This is a genomic window from Aeromonas aquatica, from assembly GCF_000764655.1.
Classification (GTDB): Bacteria; Pseudomonadota; Gammaproteobacteria; order Enterobacterales; family Aeromonadaceae; genus Aeromonas; species Aeromonas aquatica.
On record NZ_JRGL01000130.1, the window covers coordinates 18,762 to 36,587 of the forward strand.

At 63.9% G+C, this 17,826-nt stretch carries 14 protein-coding genes; 6 read left to right on the plus strand and 8 right to left on the minus strand.

The window, feature by feature from the left end; translation table 11 throughout:
• The first annotated feature begins 139 nt into the window (after nucleotides 1-139).
• A complete protein-coding gene (locus tag LG30_RS0117405; RefSeq protein WP_033131961.1) occupies nucleotides 140-1,150 on the plus strand; it encodes a helix-turn-helix transcriptional regulator in 1,011 nt (336 codons plus the stop codon).
• On the opposite strand, the gene LG30_RS0117410 is transcribed toward LG30_RS0117405, so the two are convergent.
• On the minus strand, nucleotides 1,130-2,053 hold the full coding sequence (locus LG30_RS0117410) for a LysR family transcriptional regulator (protein WP_033131962.1): 924 nt from the start codon (nucleotides 2,051-2,053) through the stop codon (nucleotides 1,130-1,132). The genes LG30_RS0117405 and LG30_RS0117410 overlap by 21 nt on opposite strands.
• 125 nt (nucleotides 2,054-2,178) lie before the next feature.
• Between LG30_RS0117410 and LG30_RS0117415 the strand changes: the two genes are divergently transcribed.
• Entirely contained in the window at nucleotides 2,179-2,937 is a 759-nt protein-coding gene (locus LG30_RS0117415; RefSeq protein WP_033131963.1) for an SDR family NAD(P)-dependent oxidoreductase, read from the plus strand.
• A gap of 110 nt (nucleotides 2,938-3,047) precedes the next feature.
• On the opposite strand, the gene LG30_RS0117420 is transcribed toward LG30_RS0117415, so the two are convergent.
• Nucleotides 3,048-4,481: a glycoside hydrolase family 1 protein gene (locus tag LG30_RS0117420; RefSeq protein ID WP_033131964.1), complete on the minus strand. Its 1,434-nt coding sequence runs from the start codon at nucleotides 4,479-4,481 to the stop codon at nucleotides 3,048-3,050.
• A 186-nt stretch (nucleotides 4,482-4,667) separates the two neighbouring features.
• On the opposite strand from LG30_RS0117420, the gene LG30_RS0117425 reads away from it, so the two are divergent.
• Nucleotides 4,668-5,567: a LysR family transcriptional regulator gene (locus tag LG30_RS0117425; RefSeq protein ID WP_033131965.1), complete on the plus strand. Its 900-nt coding sequence runs from the start codon at nucleotides 4,668-4,670 to the stop codon at nucleotides 5,565-5,567.
• Nucleotides 5,568-5,733: 166 nt separating this feature from the next.
• Nucleotides 5,734-7,314, plus strand: coding sequence for a sensor domain-containing diguanylate cyclase (locus LG30_RS0117430; RefSeq protein WP_033131966.1), 1,581 nt, complete (start codon nucleotides 5,734-5,736; stop codon nucleotides 7,312-7,314).
• Between the two features lie 29 nt (nucleotides 7,315-7,343).
• Here LG30_RS0117430 and LG30_RS0117435 read toward each other — a convergent pair whose 3' ends face one another.
• The 3 genes from LG30_RS0117435 to fdhD form a co-directional block, all read right to left on the minus strand.
• Entirely contained in the window at nucleotides 7,344-8,477 is a 1,134-nt protein-coding gene (locus LG30_RS0117435; protein WP_238566449.1) for a BamA/TamA family outer membrane protein, read from the minus strand.
• 264 nt (nucleotides 8,478-8,741) lie between these two features.
• Nucleotides 8,742-11,039, minus strand: a complete 2,298-nt coding sequence (locus LG30_RS0117440; RefSeq protein WP_033131967.1) for an FdhF/YdeP family oxidoreductase — start codon at nucleotides 11,037-11,039, stop codon at nucleotides 8,742-8,744.
• Nucleotides 11,023-11,808, minus strand: a complete 786-nt coding sequence (gene fdhD, locus LG30_RS0117445; RefSeq protein WP_033131968.1) for a formate dehydrogenase accessory sulfurtransferase FdhD — start codon at nucleotides 11,806-11,808, stop codon at nucleotides 11,023-11,025. The genes LG30_RS0117440 and fdhD overlap by 17 nt, the downstream gene beginning before the upstream one ends.
• A gap of 161 nt (nucleotides 11,809-11,969) precedes the next feature.
• Here fdhD and LG30_RS0117450 point away from each other — a divergent pair, with 161 nt between their 5' ends.
• On the plus strand, nucleotides 11,970-12,848 hold the full coding sequence (locus LG30_RS0117450) for a LysR family transcriptional regulator (RefSeq protein WP_033131969.1): 879 nt from the start codon (nucleotides 11,970-11,972) through the stop codon (nucleotides 12,846-12,848).
• A gap of 107 nt (nucleotides 12,849-12,955) precedes the next feature.
• Here LG30_RS0117450 and LG30_RS0117455 read toward each other — a convergent pair whose 3' ends face one another.
• Both LG30_RS0117455 and LG30_RS22420 read right to left on the minus strand, forming a co-directional pair.
• On the minus strand, nucleotides 12,956-16,390 hold the full coding sequence (locus LG30_RS0117455; protein ID WP_033131970.1) for an ImpA family metalloprotease: 3,435 nt from the start codon (nucleotides 16,388-16,390) through the stop codon (nucleotides 12,956-12,958).
• A 208-nt stretch (nucleotides 16,391-16,598) separates the two neighbouring features.
• Nucleotides 16,599-16,754 carry a hypothetical protein gene (locus tag LG30_RS22420; protein ID WP_161785840.1) on the minus strand — a complete coding sequence of 52 codons (156 nt, stop codon included), beginning with the start codon at nucleotides 16,752-16,754 and terminating at the stop codon, nucleotides 16,599-16,601.
• Between the two features lie 148 nt (nucleotides 16,755-16,902).
• Between LG30_RS22420 and LG30_RS22425 the strand changes: the two genes are divergently transcribed.
• Nucleotides 16,903-17,070, plus strand: a complete 168-nt coding sequence (locus LG30_RS22425; protein ID WP_161785841.1) for a hypothetical protein — start codon at nucleotides 16,903-16,905, stop codon at nucleotides 17,068-17,070.
• 6 nt (nucleotides 17,071-17,076) lie between these two features.
• Here the strand turns inward: LG30_RS22425 and LG30_RS0117465 are convergent, their stop codons facing one another.
• Complete coding sequence (locus LG30_RS0117465; protein ID WP_081966237.1) at nucleotides 17,077-17,730, minus strand: NAD(P)H-dependent oxidoreductase; 654 nt, start codon at nucleotides 17,728-17,730, stop codon at nucleotides 17,077-17,079.
• Between the last annotated feature and the right edge of the window lie 96 nt (nucleotides 17,731-17,826).

Here is a 17,826-nt window from a genome sequence, read left to right on the forward strand (position 1 = left end):
GGGAGCAGTGTTCAAAACTGTGAAAAGGCTTGCAGGGTTACCCTTGGTTACATAAATGAAACAATTATCCGTGCCTGGCTCACGGCAATTTCTACCGACAGGCAGATGATGGTGGACCCTCGTCGACAAGGATTTCGCCGTGAAAACTGTCTCAAACCGGATAGCCCTGCACTGCATCACCCACTGGCAGCAGCAGGGACGGGATCCAAACCAGCTGCTGCTCGCCGCCGGCATCGCCCGGGAGGAGCTGCAACTGCCTCAGGGGCGGATCGATGCCCAGCGCCACTTCCGGCTGCTGGCCCAGGTCGCCCCCCATGCGGACATGAGCCACAGCTGGTCACCCCCCTCCCTCACCGGCCTGTTTGCGGACTTCCTGCCACTGGCGAGCCTGTGCTGCAACGCCGCCAGCTGGCGCCAGGCGCTGCACTACTTCCTCTCCTTTCGCCCGCTCATCGGCGAGTGCGACCGGATCGCCCTGCAAGAGGAGGATGGCTGGGCCCGGCTCAGCTATTACTCGGAATCCGATCACCCGGATGTGGTCGCCCTGAGCAGCCTGGCCAACCTCTGCCATCTCTATGCCCTGCTCCAGTTCTACCACCCGGGCCAAGGGCTGCTGGTGCTGCCCACCCCGGTGCGCCCCAGGTTGTGGCGCGAGCTGGCCGCCTGGCTGGGAGGGCGGCTGCTACTCGGCGATGGCTATCAGCTGCGCTTCCCCGCCGCCCTGCTCGACCAGGCCTACGAGGGGTACAACGGCCCCCTGCAGCCACTGCTGTTGGGGGAGCTCGACAGTCAGATGAGCCTGCTGCGTCCCCGCCTCCATTACCGGGACAGGGTGATTGGGCTGATCCGGCACCAACTGTGGCAGGGGAGCGCCGATCCGCGCACCCTGCTGGCCGGGATCTGCGACTCCCTCGGGCTGACCCGCTGGACCCTCAATCGCCACCTGCGCGAGGAGGGTTGCCACTTCTCGGCCCTGCTGGAGCAGGTGAGAAGGGAAGAGGCCTGCCGCCTGTTGCAAGACTCCAGCCTGCAGTTGCAGGAGGTGGGCGGTCGGCTCGGTTTCGCCAGCCAGAGCAGCTTCACCCGCTTCTTCAAGGGGGCCTTCGCACTCTCCCCCAGCGAATACCGCTCAAGGCGCAGCCGCGCCTGATTCGGTGGCCAGGGCCGTCTCGAGCAATTCCGCCAACCAGCGGATGAACAGCTGCACCCTGGGGGCCAGCTGGCGACGATGGGCATAGAGGGCGTGAATGGGCAGCGGAGGCGCCTGCCAGCGGGGCAAGATGGCCACCAGCTCGCCGCTGCCCAGCAGCGGCTCCACCCCGACCCGCGGCATCTGGATGATGCCGAGCCCCGCCCGCGCCGCCGCGAGGTAGGATTCGCTGTCGTTGACCGTGAGCGCACCCGCCATGGGCAACAGGGCGCGGCTGCCATCCTCGCTCAGGAACTCGAAACCGGGCTCGCTGCGCCCCAGCCCGGTGCCATAGTGCACCAACCGGTGACGGCCCAGATCCGCCAGGCTTTGGGGCACCCCGTGAGCGGCTAGATAGCCGGCGCTCGCGCAGTTGATCTGGCGATAGTGACCCAGGGGGCGCGCCACCAGGCTGGAGGACTCCAGCGCCCCGACCCGCACCACGCAGTCAAAGCCCTCGCGCACCAGATCCACCCGTCGATCGGTACTGCTCAGCATCAGTTGCAAGGCGGGATGGGCCGCCAGCAGGGTGGGCAGCGCCGGGATCACCAGGTGGCGTGCCATCCGGCTCGGCATGTCTACCCGCAGTTGCCCCGAGATCTGCCCCTCCTGGCGAAACAGGCCGCCGAACTCCTCCATGTCCGCCAGCAGATCCCGGCAGCGGGCGTAACAGAGCTGACCATCCGTGGTCAGCTGCACTCGCCTCGTGGTGCGCTGCAGCAGGCGCGTGCCCATTCGCTCCTCCAGCCGGCGGATGGCGGCGGAGAGGGTCGCCTTGGGGATCCCCAGCTGCTCGGCGCTGCGACTGAAGCTCTCGAGCTCGGCGACCCGCATGAAGAGCCTCATCTCATCCAGTTGATCCATGGGTGATTGTCCTTTCAAACGGAACAGTGCATTCATTATCACCCTCTTTATCCCGCACGAAAGCCCTAATACAGTGATCCCGCCGGTTCAACACGAGCCCTTCATCCCCAGACAGGAGTCACACCATGACCAGATCCATCGCCCTCATCACCGGCGCCAGCCGCGGCCTCGGCAAACACGCGGCGCTGGCCCTCGCCGCCAAGGGGGTCGATCTCATCATCACCTACCGCAGCCAGGCCGACGAGGCCGCCGCCGTGGTGGCCCAGGCGCGAGCCCTCGGGGTGCAGGCCCACGCCCTGGCGCTGGAAGTGGGCGAGAGCGCCGGCTTCCCGGCCTTCGCACAGGAAGTACGCCAGCTGCTCGCCCGGGAGTGGCAACGCACCCAGTTCAACTTCCTGGTCAACAACGCCGGCATCGGCATCCACGCCAGCTTCGAGCAGACCACGGAGGAGCAGTTCGACACCCTGCTCAACATCCACCTCAAGGGGACCTTCTTCCTGACCCAGAAGCTCTTGCCCCTGATCGCCGATGGCGGGCGCATCCTCAACCTCTCCACCGGTCTCACCCGCTTCGCCCTGCCGGGTTATGCCGCCTACGCCGCCATGAAGGGGGGGATCGAGGTGCTGAGCCACTATCTGGCCAAAGAATTGGGCCCCCGCGGCATCGCCGTCAACGTGGTGGCACCGGGGGCCATCGAGACCGACTTTGGCGGCGGCGCCGTGCGTGACAATCCGGCCCTCAACGACTTCGTGGCGAACCAGACGGCGCTCGGCCGGGTCGGCCAGCCCGACGACATCGGCGGCGTCATCGCCGCCCTGCTCTCCCCGGACAGCCGCTGGATCAACGCCCAGCGCATCGAGGCCTCAGGCGGCATGTTTATCTAGGCCTCTTCCGCCACAGTCCCTTGATTCCACCAGCCAAGGGCAAACACAAAAGGCCCCCGAGGGGGCCTTTGACATGCGTCAAGGGGGAGATCTCCCCGCTCGCACGCGCCTTACAGCGTCTTGCCGCCGGAAGCGATGACGCTCTTATACCAGTGGAAGCTCTCCTTCTTGATGCGGCGCAAGGATCCCCCCTGCTCGTCCCGCTCCACATAGACGAAGCCGTAGCGCTTCTGGTAGCCGTTGAGCCAGCTCAGGATGTCGGTGAAGGACCAGGCGCAGTAGCCGAGCAGCTCGACCCCGTCCTGCAGCGCCTCCTGGCAGGCTTTCAGGTGGCTCTGCAGGTAGGCGATACGGTAGTCATCGTGCACCCGGCCATCCGCGGTCAGCTTGTCGAACTCGCCGAGGCCGTTTTCGGTGATCATCAGCGGCAAACCGTAGCGGGACGAGAGACGGCGCAGGGCGATGCGCATCCCGGTGGGATCGATGGCCCAGTCCCAGTTGCTGGTCTCGAGGTGCGGGTTCGGGGTGGTCTTGTAGAGACCCGGCACACCGCTCGACGGCGTGGTGCCCTTCTGGCCTGTGGTGTTGATGCGCTGCATGGTCTGGCCGCCGATCGGGTTGTCGGTGAAGGTCAGGGTGTAGTAGTAATTGACCCCGATGTAATCCGGCGTCCCCTCTCGCAAGAGCGCCAGATCCCCCGGCAGGATCTCGGGGGCCTCGCCGGTCTCCCTCAGGTAGGCGAGCGCCGCCTGGGGATAGCGACCGAAGCAGTAGGCATCCAGCCACCAGAGGTTGGTGAACTCCTCGGCATTCTCATAGGCCAGCATGTCGCTGGGCGAGCAGGATGCCGGATAAGCGGGGGAATAGGCGAAGCTCGGGCCGATGAGCCCCCCGGGTACATGCTGGCGGAACGCCTTGATGACCCGGGCGTTGGCCAGGAATGCGATGTGGTTGGCGGCGAAGAAACGCTTGCGATCCTGCACTGCGGGCGGATGAGTCCCCAGTTGATAGGCGTTGGTCAGGTTATAGTTCTGCTCATTGAGCGACACCCAGTATTTTACCTTGCCGGCGAAGCGCTGATACAGGGTCACGCAGTAGTGCTCGAAGTCGTCGATGATGCGTCTGTCTTCCCAGCCGCCGTACTCCTCTTGCAGCGCCTGGGGCAGGTCCCAGTGGTAGAGGGTCAGCACCGGCTCGATACCGTGGGCCAGCAGGCTGTCGATGAGCCGCTCGTAGAAGGCGAGCCCCGCCTCATTCACCTCACCGCGACCGGTGGGGAAGATGCGCGGCCAGCTCACCGAGAAGCGATAGGCCTTGAGCCCCATCTCGGCCATCAGCGCCACGTCTTCCTCCACGCGATGATAGTGATCCACCGCCACGTCGCCGTTGCTGCCCTGGAAGGTCTTGCCCGGCAGCTTGGTGAAGACGTCCCACACCGAGGGGCCCTTGCCATCGTCCTTCCAGGCCCCTTCCACCTGATAGGCGGCGGAGGCGGCCCCCCACAGGAAGTCCTTGGGGAAGTCATTGATCTTGGGATGATGCATCTGGTGTGTCTCCTTCTGCTTGCGATGGCGCTGGCCACCTCGAATGAACGGGTGCCGATCAGATAGGCACCCCGAATGAATTGGCATAAGCATCGAACAGTTCTAAAATTCCGTCCAATGACAATTTTGGCCATTCAACATTCCCAACAGGAATGATGAAACACAGCGCAGTGGAAAGGAGACGGGATGGAACTCAGAGACTTGAAGGCCTTCGTCACTCTGGGCGAGGTGCTGCACTTCGGTCAGGCGGCGGCGCGCCAGCACATCACCCAGTCGGCCCTGAGCAAGCAGATCAGGCGGCTGGAGGCGGAGTTTGGCGGCGAGCTGTTCGAGCGAAACGCCAGCAGCACCCGGCTCACCCAGCTCGGGCGCGCGCTCTATGCGGACGCCAGCGCCCTGGTGGCCCAGAGCGAGCAGCTCGGGCGCAGCGCCCGGGACGTGCTGGCGGGCAACGGCGGCACCCTGCGCATCGGTTTCGGGGTCGCCACCAAGCTGCTGGTGCCCGCGGCCATCGCCCGCCTGCGGGCGGCGCGCCCCGGGGTGCGCATCGAGCTCAACGATCTCTCCACCCATCACCAGTTGCTGGCGCTCGCCGAGGGCAGGCTGGATCTGGGGTTCTGCCGCCTGCCCGCCCCCAAGGGCTGGCACTGCCTGCCGGTGGTGCGCGCCCATTTCATCGCCGTGCTGCCCGCCAGCTACACCGGTGTGAAGGGACTCGCGGATCTGGTGGACAGGCCGCTGGCCATACTGCGCCGGGACAAGGCCCCCTCCTTTCACGATCAGTTCGTGCACTACCTGGCCCAGAGCGGGCTGCGTTTTCGTGACATTCAGTATGTGAACGACTTCGCCGCCGGCATCGCCACCGCCGCCGCGGACATCGCCTGGACCCTGGTACCCTCCTCCACCACCATAGAGCACCCTGACGTGATCTCCCTGCCCCTCACCGAGGCCGAGGCGAGCTGGACCATCGGCCTCATCCGTCCACCCGGCGATGACAACCCCCTCACCCTGGCCTTCTGGCAGACGGTAGCCGAGCTCAAGGATCCCGCGCTGGGAATGGCATTCTGGCCGGATCCACGGCGCTAATGCGGCGTCTGTGTCAACCACTCAAAGGCTGCCGCTGCGGGAAGGTTGCCGAGCTGGTCTGGCCGGTTCCGGGTCCGATTTGCGGTAGCTTTTAAACCTGTAACCTGAGTAGAATCGGCCCACTGCCCCGGCGCCTCTCGCCGACTGACAAGGATCCCCGTCTCCCATGCAACCTCGTTGGCTGCCGAAGTTTGATTTGCATCGCCTCATCCTGGCCCTGGCCGTCCTCGGTGTACTGGCCACCTTTGGCAACAGCTTCTACACCATCTACCAGACCCAGCGCCAACTGCTGATCTCCAGCACCCTGGAGGCCAACCGGGTCTATGCCGCCAAGCTGGCCACCACCACAGAGACCATGCTGTTGTCGGCCCAGAACCAGCTGGCTTACAGCGCCTCCCTGCTGGCGCCGCTGTTGCAGGCCGGCAATGGGCGGGCCCTGGATGGGGAGGTCAGCCGCCTGCGCCTGCAGACCCACACCTTCAACTCCGTGGTCATCGTCAATACCGATGCCGTCGTCGTCGCCGTCTCCCCCGAGACGCTGCAGGTCAAGGGGGCAAAACTCAGCTCCTCCATCTCCCGGCAGGCCATCGCCGCTCAGAAGCCGCTGATCTCGGATCCCTTCGTCTCGCTCTCCGGCAACTACCTCATCACCGTCTCCTACCCGATCTTCAACAAGGCACAGCACTATCTCGGCTACGTGGCAGGGACCATCTACCTGCAATCCGCCAGCATCCTCTCCACCGTGCTCGGCGAACACTACTACCAGGACGGCTCCTACCTCTATGTGATGGACAGGAACAACACCCTCATCTATCACCCGGACAAGAAGAAGATAGGTCGCCATTTTTATGAGAATCCCGTGGTCAACGAGGTGTTGCAGGGTCGCGAAGGCTCACAGACCGTGACCAATGTCGATGGCATCGAGATGCTTGCCGGGTTTGCCCCGGTGGCCAGCACGGGTTGGGGCATAGTGGCCCAGCGCCCCCTGAACGCGACCCTGACGGGGCTCGATGAGCAGATGCGCGGTGCCCTGATGCGGATGATCCCCATCACCCTGCTGATCCTCTTCATCATCTGGTTCTCTGCCACCGTCATTTCCAGACCGCTGCGGCAACTGGCCAACAAGGCCAGGCTGATGGATCAGCAGGAGGCCGCCTCCAACATCTCCGGCATCCGCGCCTGGTACTTCGAGGCCGCCCAGTTGAAACAGGCCATCCTCAAGGGGCTGGGTCTGCTCAACACCAAGATCGACAAACTGCACAACGACAGCCACACCGACCCCATGACGGGCCTGCTCAACCGGCGGGCGATGCAGCATCTGCTCGATGGATACCTGCTGCGACCAAAGCCCCTTAGCGTCATCGCCCTCGACATCGATCACTTCAAGCAGATCAACGACAACTTCGGCCACGACGTCGGAGATGAGGTGATCGTCTCCCTGGCACAGCTGATGCAACAGGATGTCAGGCCGGATGGCGCCCTGTGTCGCAGTGGTGGCGAAGAGTTCCTGCTGTTGTTGCCCGATGTCACCCTGGAGCAGGCCCGGATCATCGCCGAGCGGTTGCGACTGAAAGTGGCGAGCCATGAGATGGCGACGGCGGGACGGATCACCATCTCCCTCGGTGTTGCCCACTGGCCAGGCCATGAGGAGAGCGGGCTCGCGGCCGTGCTCAAGCGGGCGGATGAGTCGCTCTATGAGGCCAAGCGCCAGGGCCGAAACCGTGTGGTGGTGGCAGACGCGGATTGAAATGCGGCCCCATGAGGGGCCGCGTTATATCAGAAGCTGTAACCCATCTTCAGGTAGATGCCGGAGTTGTTGTCCTTGCCCATGGCGTACTCGAGGTTGGCGACGATGCCCTCCTCGGGCTTGAGCAGGTACTGCACGCCCGCGCCCCAGGCCGGGTAGACGTTGTCGCTGTCACCGCAGTCCAGGGACTCCCCGTTCACCGCATCGCCGTAGAGGCAGGCCACCCCGGCGAAAGCCGTCAGGGTCCAGCGTTCGGCCAGCTTGTAGCGCTCCTCCACTTCCACCGCCGACATGTGCTGTGCCAGGTATTCCCCCGGGGTGTAGCCACGCAGATAGATGGGTGAATAGGAGCCGCTCGGCGCGTCGTTGGAGAACTGGTTGCGGTTGCGCCAAGCCAGCACATGCCCATCGCCGTGGCTCCAGTAGCCGCGATAATCCACCCTATAGATGTCGAAGTCCTGCTCTCCGCCCAGTTCTTCCCGATAGGCCAGATTGTTGACGTTGAGGTACCAGCCCTTGGTCGCGCTGAAGTCGCTGTCACGGGAATCATGTTGCACCACCAGCCCCAGGCCTCCCGAGGTAAAGCCCGCCAGCCCCAGCTCGTCCAGGATAAGCTCGGACTGGGCATCCTGGCCCTTTATTTCGTAGTTGGAGTAGGCCGCCATGCCGCCGACAAACCAGTCCCCCTCCACCCGATAGAGATAGCGGAAGAAGGCCGAGTTGAAGTTGTCATTGGTTTCGAGGGCGTGGCCAGAGCCCAGGTAATTCTCGTAGTCGTTGTTGATGTCGCCCGAGATCACGCCGCCGACGATGCGGTGGTGATCCGCCCCGAAGGAGGTCTTGGCAAACACGCTGGCGATCAGGGATTCCGAGGTGGTGTACTTGGCCGAGACGGTGAACAGCGAGGGCCGCGACTTCTCATCGAACTGGTGCAGATAGCCCACCATCATGCCTGCCGCCGTGTCCAGCTTGGGGCTGGAGCTGAGCAGGGGCACGAACAGCCAGGGCGAGCGTTCGGCCTTCTTCTCCTTCGGATTGCTCTCCTTGCCATCCTGGCTGGTCTCTGTCGTCTCCTCGCCACCAGCGGGGGCGGAGGCATACAGAGGGAATGCGGCCAGTGTCAGTGCCAGGCCGGTCAGGAGGGGTAAGGTTGAGTTGAGCATCTGGCTATGGGGTCCACACAGGATCCTGTGCAACGCACCGACGGCGCAAGGCCGCCCGGCGCTGCAGGCGCGATCCATTTCAGGTTATCGGCCAGGGGCCGGAAAAGGGCGCCAAGGATATCGGCATACGCCGACCCCTTCTACCTAAAGCTGGTTAGCCATACAGCCACCCTACAGCTTCGCTGGCAGATTGGCTCAGATGAGGATTTCCCAAAGAAAAACCCCTGCCGAGGCAGGGGTCTGGAGGGACGGAAGGCTTACAGCTTACAGATTGACGGCGAGGCTGGTCACCGGCGCCCGGGTCGGCGTCACCAGCACGGGCACCGACTTGGAGGTCGGGGTGAAGGATCCCTCCCCTATGCTGTCGATGGCGACCAGGGGGTTGGTCTCCGGGTAGTAGGCGGCGATGTTGCCCCGCGGGATCTCGTAGAAGATGACGCTAAAGCCGCGCACCACCCGCTCGCGCCCGTCGTTGCAGATGGCGGTCATGTCCACCTGCTGCTCCTCGGCCAGCCCCAGGCGACGGGCATCCTCCTCGTTCATGAAGACCACGTTGCGCCGCCCCTTGATGCCGCGGTAGCGATCGTCCATGCCATAGATGGTGGTGTTGTACTGATCGTGGGAGCGCAGGCTCTGGAGCAGCAGCACGGGCTCGCCCACCATCTGCTCCGCGTGGCTGGTGCACTCGGGCAGGATGGAGTCCGGCAAGCGGCTCGCCCGAAATTCGGCGCGCCCGCTCGCGGTATTCCAGCGCAGCAGGGCGGCGCCGTTCTCCAGGTGGAAGCCGCTGGGCTGCTCGATGCGGCGGTTGAAGTCGTCAAAGCCGGCTATGGTCTCGGCGATGAGGTTGCGCAGCAGGGCGTAGTCGTCCCGCAGGGCCAGCCAGTCCACCCGCTCGCTGCCGAGCGTCGCCTCGGCCATGCGCGCGACTATGTCGATCTCCGAGAGACACAGCGGCGAGACCGGCTCGTTCATGCCGGTGGAGGCGTGCACCATGCTGAAGGTATCTTCCACGGTGATCTTCTGGATGCCGCTGCGCTGCAGATCGAGCTCGGTGCGGCCGAGGCAGGGCAGGATCAGGGCATCCTTGGAGACCATGAGGTGGCTGCGGTTGAGCTTGGTGCTGATCTGCACGTTGAGCTCGCTCTTGCGCATCGCCTCATAGGTGAAGTCGGTGTCCGGCGCGGCGGCCGCCAGGTTGCCCCCAAGGCAGACGAGCACCTTGCTCTTGCCGCCGTGCAGGGCCTTGAGCGCCTCGTAGACGTTGTGCCCCGGCGTGCGCTTGAGGCCCACCGGGAAGCGGCGCTCCAGGCGGTCGATAAAGGCGGCGTTGGGTTTCTCGTTGATCCCCATGGTGCGGTTGCCCTGCACGTTGCTGTGGCCGCGCACCGGGCAGAGCCCCGCCCCCGGCTTGCCAATCTGGCCGCACATCAGGTGCAGGTTGACGATTTCGCGAATGGTGTCGACCGAGTGCTTGTGCTGGGTGATCCCCATGGCCCAGCAGCTGATCACGCTCTCGCTCTGGGCGAAGATCTGCGCCGCCTGAGTGATCGCCTCCCGGCTGAGCCCGGATTGCGCCTCGATCTGCGCCCACTCCGTGGCCTTCACCTGCGCCAGGTAGTCGTCAAAGTGCGCGGTGTGCTGCTCGATGAAGGCGAGATCGATGCGGCCCCCCTCCTCTTCCAGGATGTATTTTGCCATGCCGCGAATCGCCGCCATGTCGCCGCCAAGCTTTGGCGTGAGGTACTGGTGGCTGATGCGGGTGGCCGCCGGGGTCAGCAGCTCCGCCGGGCTCTGGGGGCTGGCGAAGCGCTCGAGGGCCACCTCTTTCAAGTTGTTGAAGGTGACTATCTGGCAGCCCTGGCGCGCCGCCTTGCGCAGGGCGTTCATCATGCGCGGGTGGTTGGTGCCCGGGTTCTGGCCGAAGACGAAGATGGCCTTGGCGGCGTCGAAGTCATCGAGCACCACAGTGCCCTTGCCCACCCCGACGGACTGGATGAGCCCCACCCCGCTCGCCTCGTGGCACATGTTGGAGCAGTCCGGGAAGTTGTTGGTGCCATAGAGGCGGCCGAACAGCTGATAGAGGTAGGAGGCCTCGTTGCTGGCGCGGCCCGAGGTGTAGAACTCCACCTCGTCGGGGCTCGCCAGGCTCTTGAGCTTGTCGGCGATGAGGGCAAAGGCCTGCTCCCAGCTTACCGGCTCGTAATGATCCGTGGCCGGGTTGTAGCGCAGGGGTTCGGTCAGACGGCCCTGGTATTCGAGCCAGTAGTCGCTCTGGGCCTGCAGGCGGCGCACCGAATGCTCGGCGAAGAAGGCCGCCCCCACCGTCTTGCCGGTGGACTCCCAGGCCACCGCCTTGGCGCCGTTCTCGCAGAACTGGAAGGCCCCCTGCTTGTTGTCACCCCAGGCGCAGCCCGGGCAGTCGAAGCCGTCGGTCTGGTTGACCCGCAGCAGGTTCTTGATGTTCTGCCGGGTCTTCTGGCTGCGCAGCACCTGCTTGAAAGTGGATTGCAGGGAGGAAAAGCCGCCGGCCTTTGCCGGTTTCTCAATATGACTGGACATGGGAGTCTCCGAACTGATCCTGGGCCCCTGGGCTGGCATAGCAGACCGGGGCATCGGATCTGGGCACATGAATGAGGGTCAGGTTGTATTTCAGGGCCAGTCGCACCGCGAGCTGGCTGGGAGAAGCAAGGCTGATGAGGTGGGCGGCGCCAAATTGCACCGCCTTGTGAATGAGTTCGCTGCCGCAGCGGCTGGTGATGACCAGGGTGTGGGCCTGCGCGGGCTGGCGCAGTTGCATGCCGATGAGCTTGTCCAGCGCGTTGTGGCGGCCTATGTCTTCCCGGCAGGCCAGGATCTCGCCGCGATCATCCAGCGCCAGGGCGGCATGGAGGGCGCCGCTCTGGCGAGCCTTGCTCTGCCAAAGGGCGATGCGATCCCGCAGATCCCGCAGACACTCGGTATCCAAGGGGGCGCCCGGGGTCAGCGGGGTCAACTCGGGAAGCGCATGCTCTATGGCCTCCACCCCGCAGATGCCGCAGCCGCTCGCCCCGGCCAGGCGACGCTTGCGCTGGCCAAGCGCTGCCAGGCAGCGGTTGGCTATGGTGATGTCAAGCACGACGCCGTGCTCCGAGGGGGTGATCTGGATGTCGTGCACATCGTGATTGCCCCCTATGATGCCCTCGCCAAACAGGAAGCCGATGGCGAAGTCGTCGAGATCATCCGGGGTGGCCATCATGACGGCGTGGTTGATGCCATTGATGTTGACGGACACGGCCACCTCTTCCACCAGCTCATCCAGCCTGGGCAACCGTGAATTGAATGGGATCATGCGAGACGCTTATAACGTGTATTCGGGCCTCAAGTTTAGATAAGTCAGTCCCCCAAAACCAATGAAACAAATCTATTCACCGATAGAAAACCTCTATTGCCATGGCGATGTCGATTGATTAACTTTGTCAGCCATCCTCCACGCCAGGCGCTTCCTCTTCGATGAACATCAAGCAGTTGCACTATTTCTACGAGCTGGCCCAGCACCGCCACTTCGCCAAGGCGGCCAAGGCCTGCTTCATCACCCAGCCGACCCTGTCCGCCAGCATCACGGCGCTGGAAAAATCCCTCGGCACCGAGCTGGTGGTGCGCAACAGCCAGTTCGTGGCGCTGACCCAGGCGGGGGAAGTGGTGCTGCGCCACGCCGAGCGCATGCTGCTGGAGCAGGACGCCATGCGCCAGGAGTTGAGCCTGTTTGGCGGCGCGCTCTCGGGGGTCCTGCGCATCGGCATGGTGCCCCAGTCGAGCATCGACATCATGCCGCTGCTCAAGCGCTTCAACGACGCCTTCCCCAAGGTCAGCCTGCGCCTGTCGGTGATGACCCACGGCACCCTGCTCGAGCAGCTGGATCTGCACCAGACCGACATCGGCCTCGGCTTTGACGAGCTGCTCACCGAGCATCAGCGCCGCGCCCTCGACGTCCAGTTGCGCCACCCCAATCCCATGGCGCTGCTGGGGCCCCTGCCCCCGCACCTCTCCCCGAGCCAGCCCCTGAGGCTGGCGGACTTGCAGGATCTCCCCCTGATACTGCCGAGCGCCACCATGCAGTTTCGTCGCTATTTCGACGAGGCCGCCGCCCGCCAGCAGCTCAGCCTGCGGGTGGTGCTGGAGACAGACTCCCTGTTCCATCTGGCCAACGGGGTGAGCCACGGGCTCGGCTGCGCCGTGGTCAGTGCCGGCATCGCCGCCACCGCCCATCAACTCTTCAAGCTGCCCTGCCACCCCTTGAGCGATGCGAGCGCCGGCACCATCGCCTTCATCACCCGCAAGCACAGCGTCACCCCCGCCATGAAGGCCTTTCTCGGCCTGCTGCAGGAGTGAGTCACCCCGCAGGGCTACGAGGCTCAACGCGAGTTAAGCCCGCCTTCTGCGGCCGACAAGCCTGTGCTGGCCAATAAAAAAACGCCCCTGAGGGCGTTTTTTCTTTATTAGGGAATAGGACAGCTGGCCGGCGATCCCTGGTCGCGAGACCAGAGGGTGCTGCCATCTGCCTCAGAGAGGGGCAGGAATGTCAGCCCCTCGCTCATGTTGGCGGGCGGGAGATCGTCCTCCAGCACGTACATCCCCATGGGCAGGACGCCCGAGGGCTGGTTCGCCTCCACCTGAGCGGCGGCAAGCGTCGAGTAGCGCAGACCCAGCAGATCGAAGTGGCTGCGCCAGTCCAGGCCGGTGAGCCTGCCGAGGGCAACCAGCATGAAGTCGTTGCCAGGTATGTCTCGCACCTGCTTGCCGCCATAGACCCCATGCCCCTGGAAGGGGAAGAGGCCAAAGCCGAGCCTGTCCCTGTTGGCATTCCAGTCGCTCTCGTTGTCGGCAACGGCGCCGAAGATCCGTGAATGCTGGTAGAGCAGGGTGAAGATATTGAAGCCGTTGCTCAGACGGGTGCCGTCCGCCAGCCTCATGCCGTGGGCGCGCAGCGCCATCTGGATATAAAATGCCATGCGATAGCCGTTGTGGACCGCATAGGCATTGCTCTGCCAGGGCGCCTCGTAGCGACTCTCCCCCGCATCCAGCACCTTGCAGTTGGCCCCCAGCACCACCCGGTTGCCGCTCTTATCCTTCAGCCCGGCCGCGTCGGACATGAAGGCGTAGAACAGATCCTTGTGATTCATGTGACCATCTTTGATGGGCGCCGTATTGCCGTCGCGCAGATAGTGGGCCTGCCACTTCACCACATAGGGGAAGATGTTGTTGGAGTTCTCCCCGGCCCGGCTGCCATAGCCGCGCCAGTTGTCGGCATCGCTGGCGGCGGCATAATGCACATTCAGGCGCTGGGTTTGCAGGTTGTGCCCCAGCTCGTGATTGTCCAGCCAACCGGTCGGGCTGATGCTGCCGGAAGAGTCCCAGGGGTTGCCGCTGCAGCCGACCCCGCAATGGGCATTCTGGTCGTAGTTGGCGTGCTGGATAATAGTGCGGGTATGCAGTGATTCGTCGATACACTGATCCCCCAGCAGCACGACACAGGCGCGCCGGACCTCGTCAGGCAGCGACTCCTCCAGGCGCTTGCCCTGGATCTTGAAGCCCGCCAGGGTATAGACGCTGTTGATGTGATCCCGGGAGATGCTCTCCAGCAGGGCATCGGTGTCGGCAATGGTCCCCCCGATGGCCCCGGTGAAGCGATCCCGCCGCAGATGCTGCTCGGCGCCATCGGCCCTGAGATCGACATGGGGCAGCTCGGTCTGATCCAGCCGCTCGTTGAAGTCCCGGACCTGCTGCTCATCACTGAAGTCCAGGATGGCTGGATGGCGGGTCACGCCGGTGGCGGTCACCTCCACTTGCAGCGCCCCGTCTCCCCCCTCCAGATAGAGATAGACAGGGCCCCCATAGGGCGAGGTGAAGCTGACGCTGCCGCCCTTGTTCAGAGGAAGCCGCCCGCTGGCCAACTCCAGCGGCGCCCGATAGACCTTCTGCTCATAGGCCCTGTTGGTATTGGGTCTGTGGTAATTGAGCCGAATGGTAGCGGAAACATCCGCAGTATCCGTGCGACTCAGGGTGATACGCTGCCCCGGCAGGGCATACCAGCCCGTCGAGGTCCACTGCCCGGAATAGGGCACCGAGATGCGGCGGCTGTCGCTGATGACGGCGGGATAGGCGTAATGGGCCTGATCTCCCTTGAACACCTGGCTGCGATCGACGACGTACTCCCCCAGATCGGGCTGGGCCGGGTTGCGAGCACGGGCATAGCTCACCAGCCAGTCGGCAAACATCGCCCGCTGCCAGGCCTGATGCTCGTCCCAGGCGATGGGGTAATCGATGGCGACGCGGTATTTGTCGGCCAGCAGCAGGCTGGCCGGCAACAGTGCCAAGCCGTCGCGGGCGAAGGGGCTGATCCCCGCCTTGTCCAGGGTGATGGCGGCATTCCTGAGCCAGTCGGCGCCATTCTTGAACTGCAGATTGAACTCATCGACACCGCCGCAATTGAGGAAGTTGCCGCTGCAGGCATCCAGCCATTGGGTGCTGAATTCCCCCTCCTTAAGGTTGCTCAGCAGCGTATCGACCGCCATCAGCTGGGGATCTGGCGCCATGATGGTGCTCGCCGCCAGATTGCTGACCTTGAGCTTCGACCAGTAGTTGCCCCAGGTCACCAGCCCCATCTCCAGATAGAGGGGCGCCAGCAGGGGGCTCGCCTCTCGCCGGTAGTTGGAGAGCAGCAGCGGGATCCCGGCGGCCTTCGCCTTGGCGATGGCCTGGGCTATGCCCTGGTATCCCAGCCCCTGGCGATCGAGGTCGCTTATCACGATGAGATCCGGCGCCATGCGGTCGATGCAGGCGCCGAGGGCCTGATAATCGCACTCATCGGCCTGGTTGATGCTGTGCGCGTCCGGATACATGGCCTTGAGCCAGTCCCGGATCCCCTCGTTATGGGGGAAATACCAGCTGTCGGCGCGACTCGGCACCTGGGCGGTCAGGATGCGAAGACCATCGTCATCACTATCCCTCCCCCGGGTCAGCCAGCCGATCAGCCCCTTGAGCAGTGCCTCGCTCTGGGGCGTGCGATCCACCGCAAACAGATTCGCCCCCATGGCTGCCCGGCGATAGTCATCTTGCTCGGAGACCATCACCAGGCCGCGGATCTCGCTCTCCCCCTTGCCATTGATGTTGGAGGGGAGCAGGGTCACTGTGTTTTCGGGCTGGAAGCTGGAGAAGGTGATGGAGTCGTGGCTCGGGTTCCAGCTGATGGCCCCCAGACCCTGATAGAGGGTGCGGACCAGCTCGGTGCGACGCGCCTCGCTGTCGGCGATGGCGCCACGGGCATGGGCGATCAGCTCCACGTCGCTGGCGAGGGCGTGATCCTCACGGGCAATGGCATGGGTGGCATGCTTGATGAAGCGAGCCGACACCTGACAATCGGCGCCCATGGGGCCTGTGATGTAGTCGTGCCCCTGCAGGGTGCCGTCACAGCCCTCTATGCGCTCCAGCACGAAGCCGGCGTCGGGCGCTAGGGTGAAACGCCCCCGCTCACCGGCGCTCAGGCGCAGGCTGGCCGGGGTCAGCCGCCCACCCTGGCTGCTCTGGGTGGTGGCCTCGAAATAGACGGGGGCCGTCTCCTGAGTGAAGCTCGCCGAGACCTGGCAATCGCCGCGCATGGGGCCCGTGGTATAGGTGAGGCCATCCAGCGTCCCCTCACAGCCCGCAATCTGCGCCAACACATAGCCCGCGTCGGGCGCTACGGTGAAACTGCCCCGCTCGCCCGCGCTCAGGCGCAGGCTGGCCGGGCTCAACTGCCCACCCTGGGTGCTCCGGGTGGATGCCTCGAAATGGTCTGTTGTCGTGGGGGGAATGGCATCGTCTTTCCCGCCCTCTCCACCACCACATCCGTTCATGACAAGGGCCAGCAAGGGTGTGAGAATCACTCTTCTCATCTTCTATCCTCCTCTACTACCAGGCTGTTTGGGGCGGGCAGTGTAGGGGGCGTGCGGCGTAATTTCAACTCTGAACGAATCCCATTTTAGGCCCCGACCAACCGGGATCGCCTTCTCTCGCCTGGCGGCACCTCATTCCCCCGGGGCGGTCGACGCCGCAGGGGTATGGCAGTCCCTTCCATGGCGGTCCGGGCTGCGCAAATAGCGTTCAGTTCGCCTCGGCGCGCTTATCCAGGGCCGAGACGAAGACGCTCGCCAGTGCGGGGGCGGAGAAGGGGTTTTGGCCGGTGATCAACTCACGGACGATGACGACCTTAGATGTCCATTCGGCGGCGAAGCGCATCTGACCACCGGCTTGAGCCATCGCCTTGACCGGGTAATAGCGGAGTTTCCCCCCTTGAGCGAGCCTTCAAACGCGGCTTCCTCCGCAGCGGAGAAGATGGTCATCTGGTAGCCGGCGTCGATCCAGTGACTGGCGCTGGCCGGTTGACCCACCATCAGGCACTGCCCCCATGGGGCGCCAGCAAGTCCAGATGTTCCACTATCAGGGGCGTGGTCAACGCTATATTCTGCTACGTGGCCAGACGGTTGATCTGCTCGAGCGGCTCGGCCCCGCAGTGCATGGCCAGGTCGGAGGTGCCGTTGTGGACACCCTCACCTCATTGTCGACCAGCATGTGATCGTCGTTAAAGGGGTGTAAGCGCCTCGTCCATCTTGATCTCCACCTGAGGCAGGGGGCTGCCCACGGGATCAAAGATGGCATCCAGATGGCCACGCAATTCTTCAATAGCGCCTGCAACATCCGGCTGCTTCATCACATCGAAGCACGAGAAGGAGGGCAACACCTCTACGCCACAGAACCTGTAGTTGGCCGTGTTGCTGACGAAGACGTCATCCACCGTTTTGCCCTCGAACAACATCTGCCCAGCATCGCCAAATGCCGCCCTCGGTGCATTCCAGGTCAGCGACAGCATGTACTGCTTGCCATGCATCTTGCCGCCCGAGCCATATTGCTTGCGCGGATCCTCGCGCGTCCTGCCATCACCCGACAGAAAACGCTGCTGGAACATGCCCGCGGTAAATACCTCATCGACATACTTCTTGTAGATCCACGGCATGCCGAACCAGAAGACCGGCGATTGCAGGATGATGATGTCTGCCCACAGATGCTTGTCGACCTCGCCCTGAACGTCGTAGCCCTGCTCTATGTATGTCTCCTTCACCGCATAGCCGCGCGCTGCCATCTCTTGCTTGATGACGCCTGCCAGGGTGCTGTTCAGCTTGCCGCCGGAGATGCCTTCAAAAAACTGATGTGCGTTGATGATCAATACGTTTTTCATCGTCTTCTTTTCCTCAATAATCAATGGTCTGATGAGCCTTCTCACTTGCCTGTTGGTTTCGGCATCGCGCGTCTCATCACCCTGACAAGGGCGTCA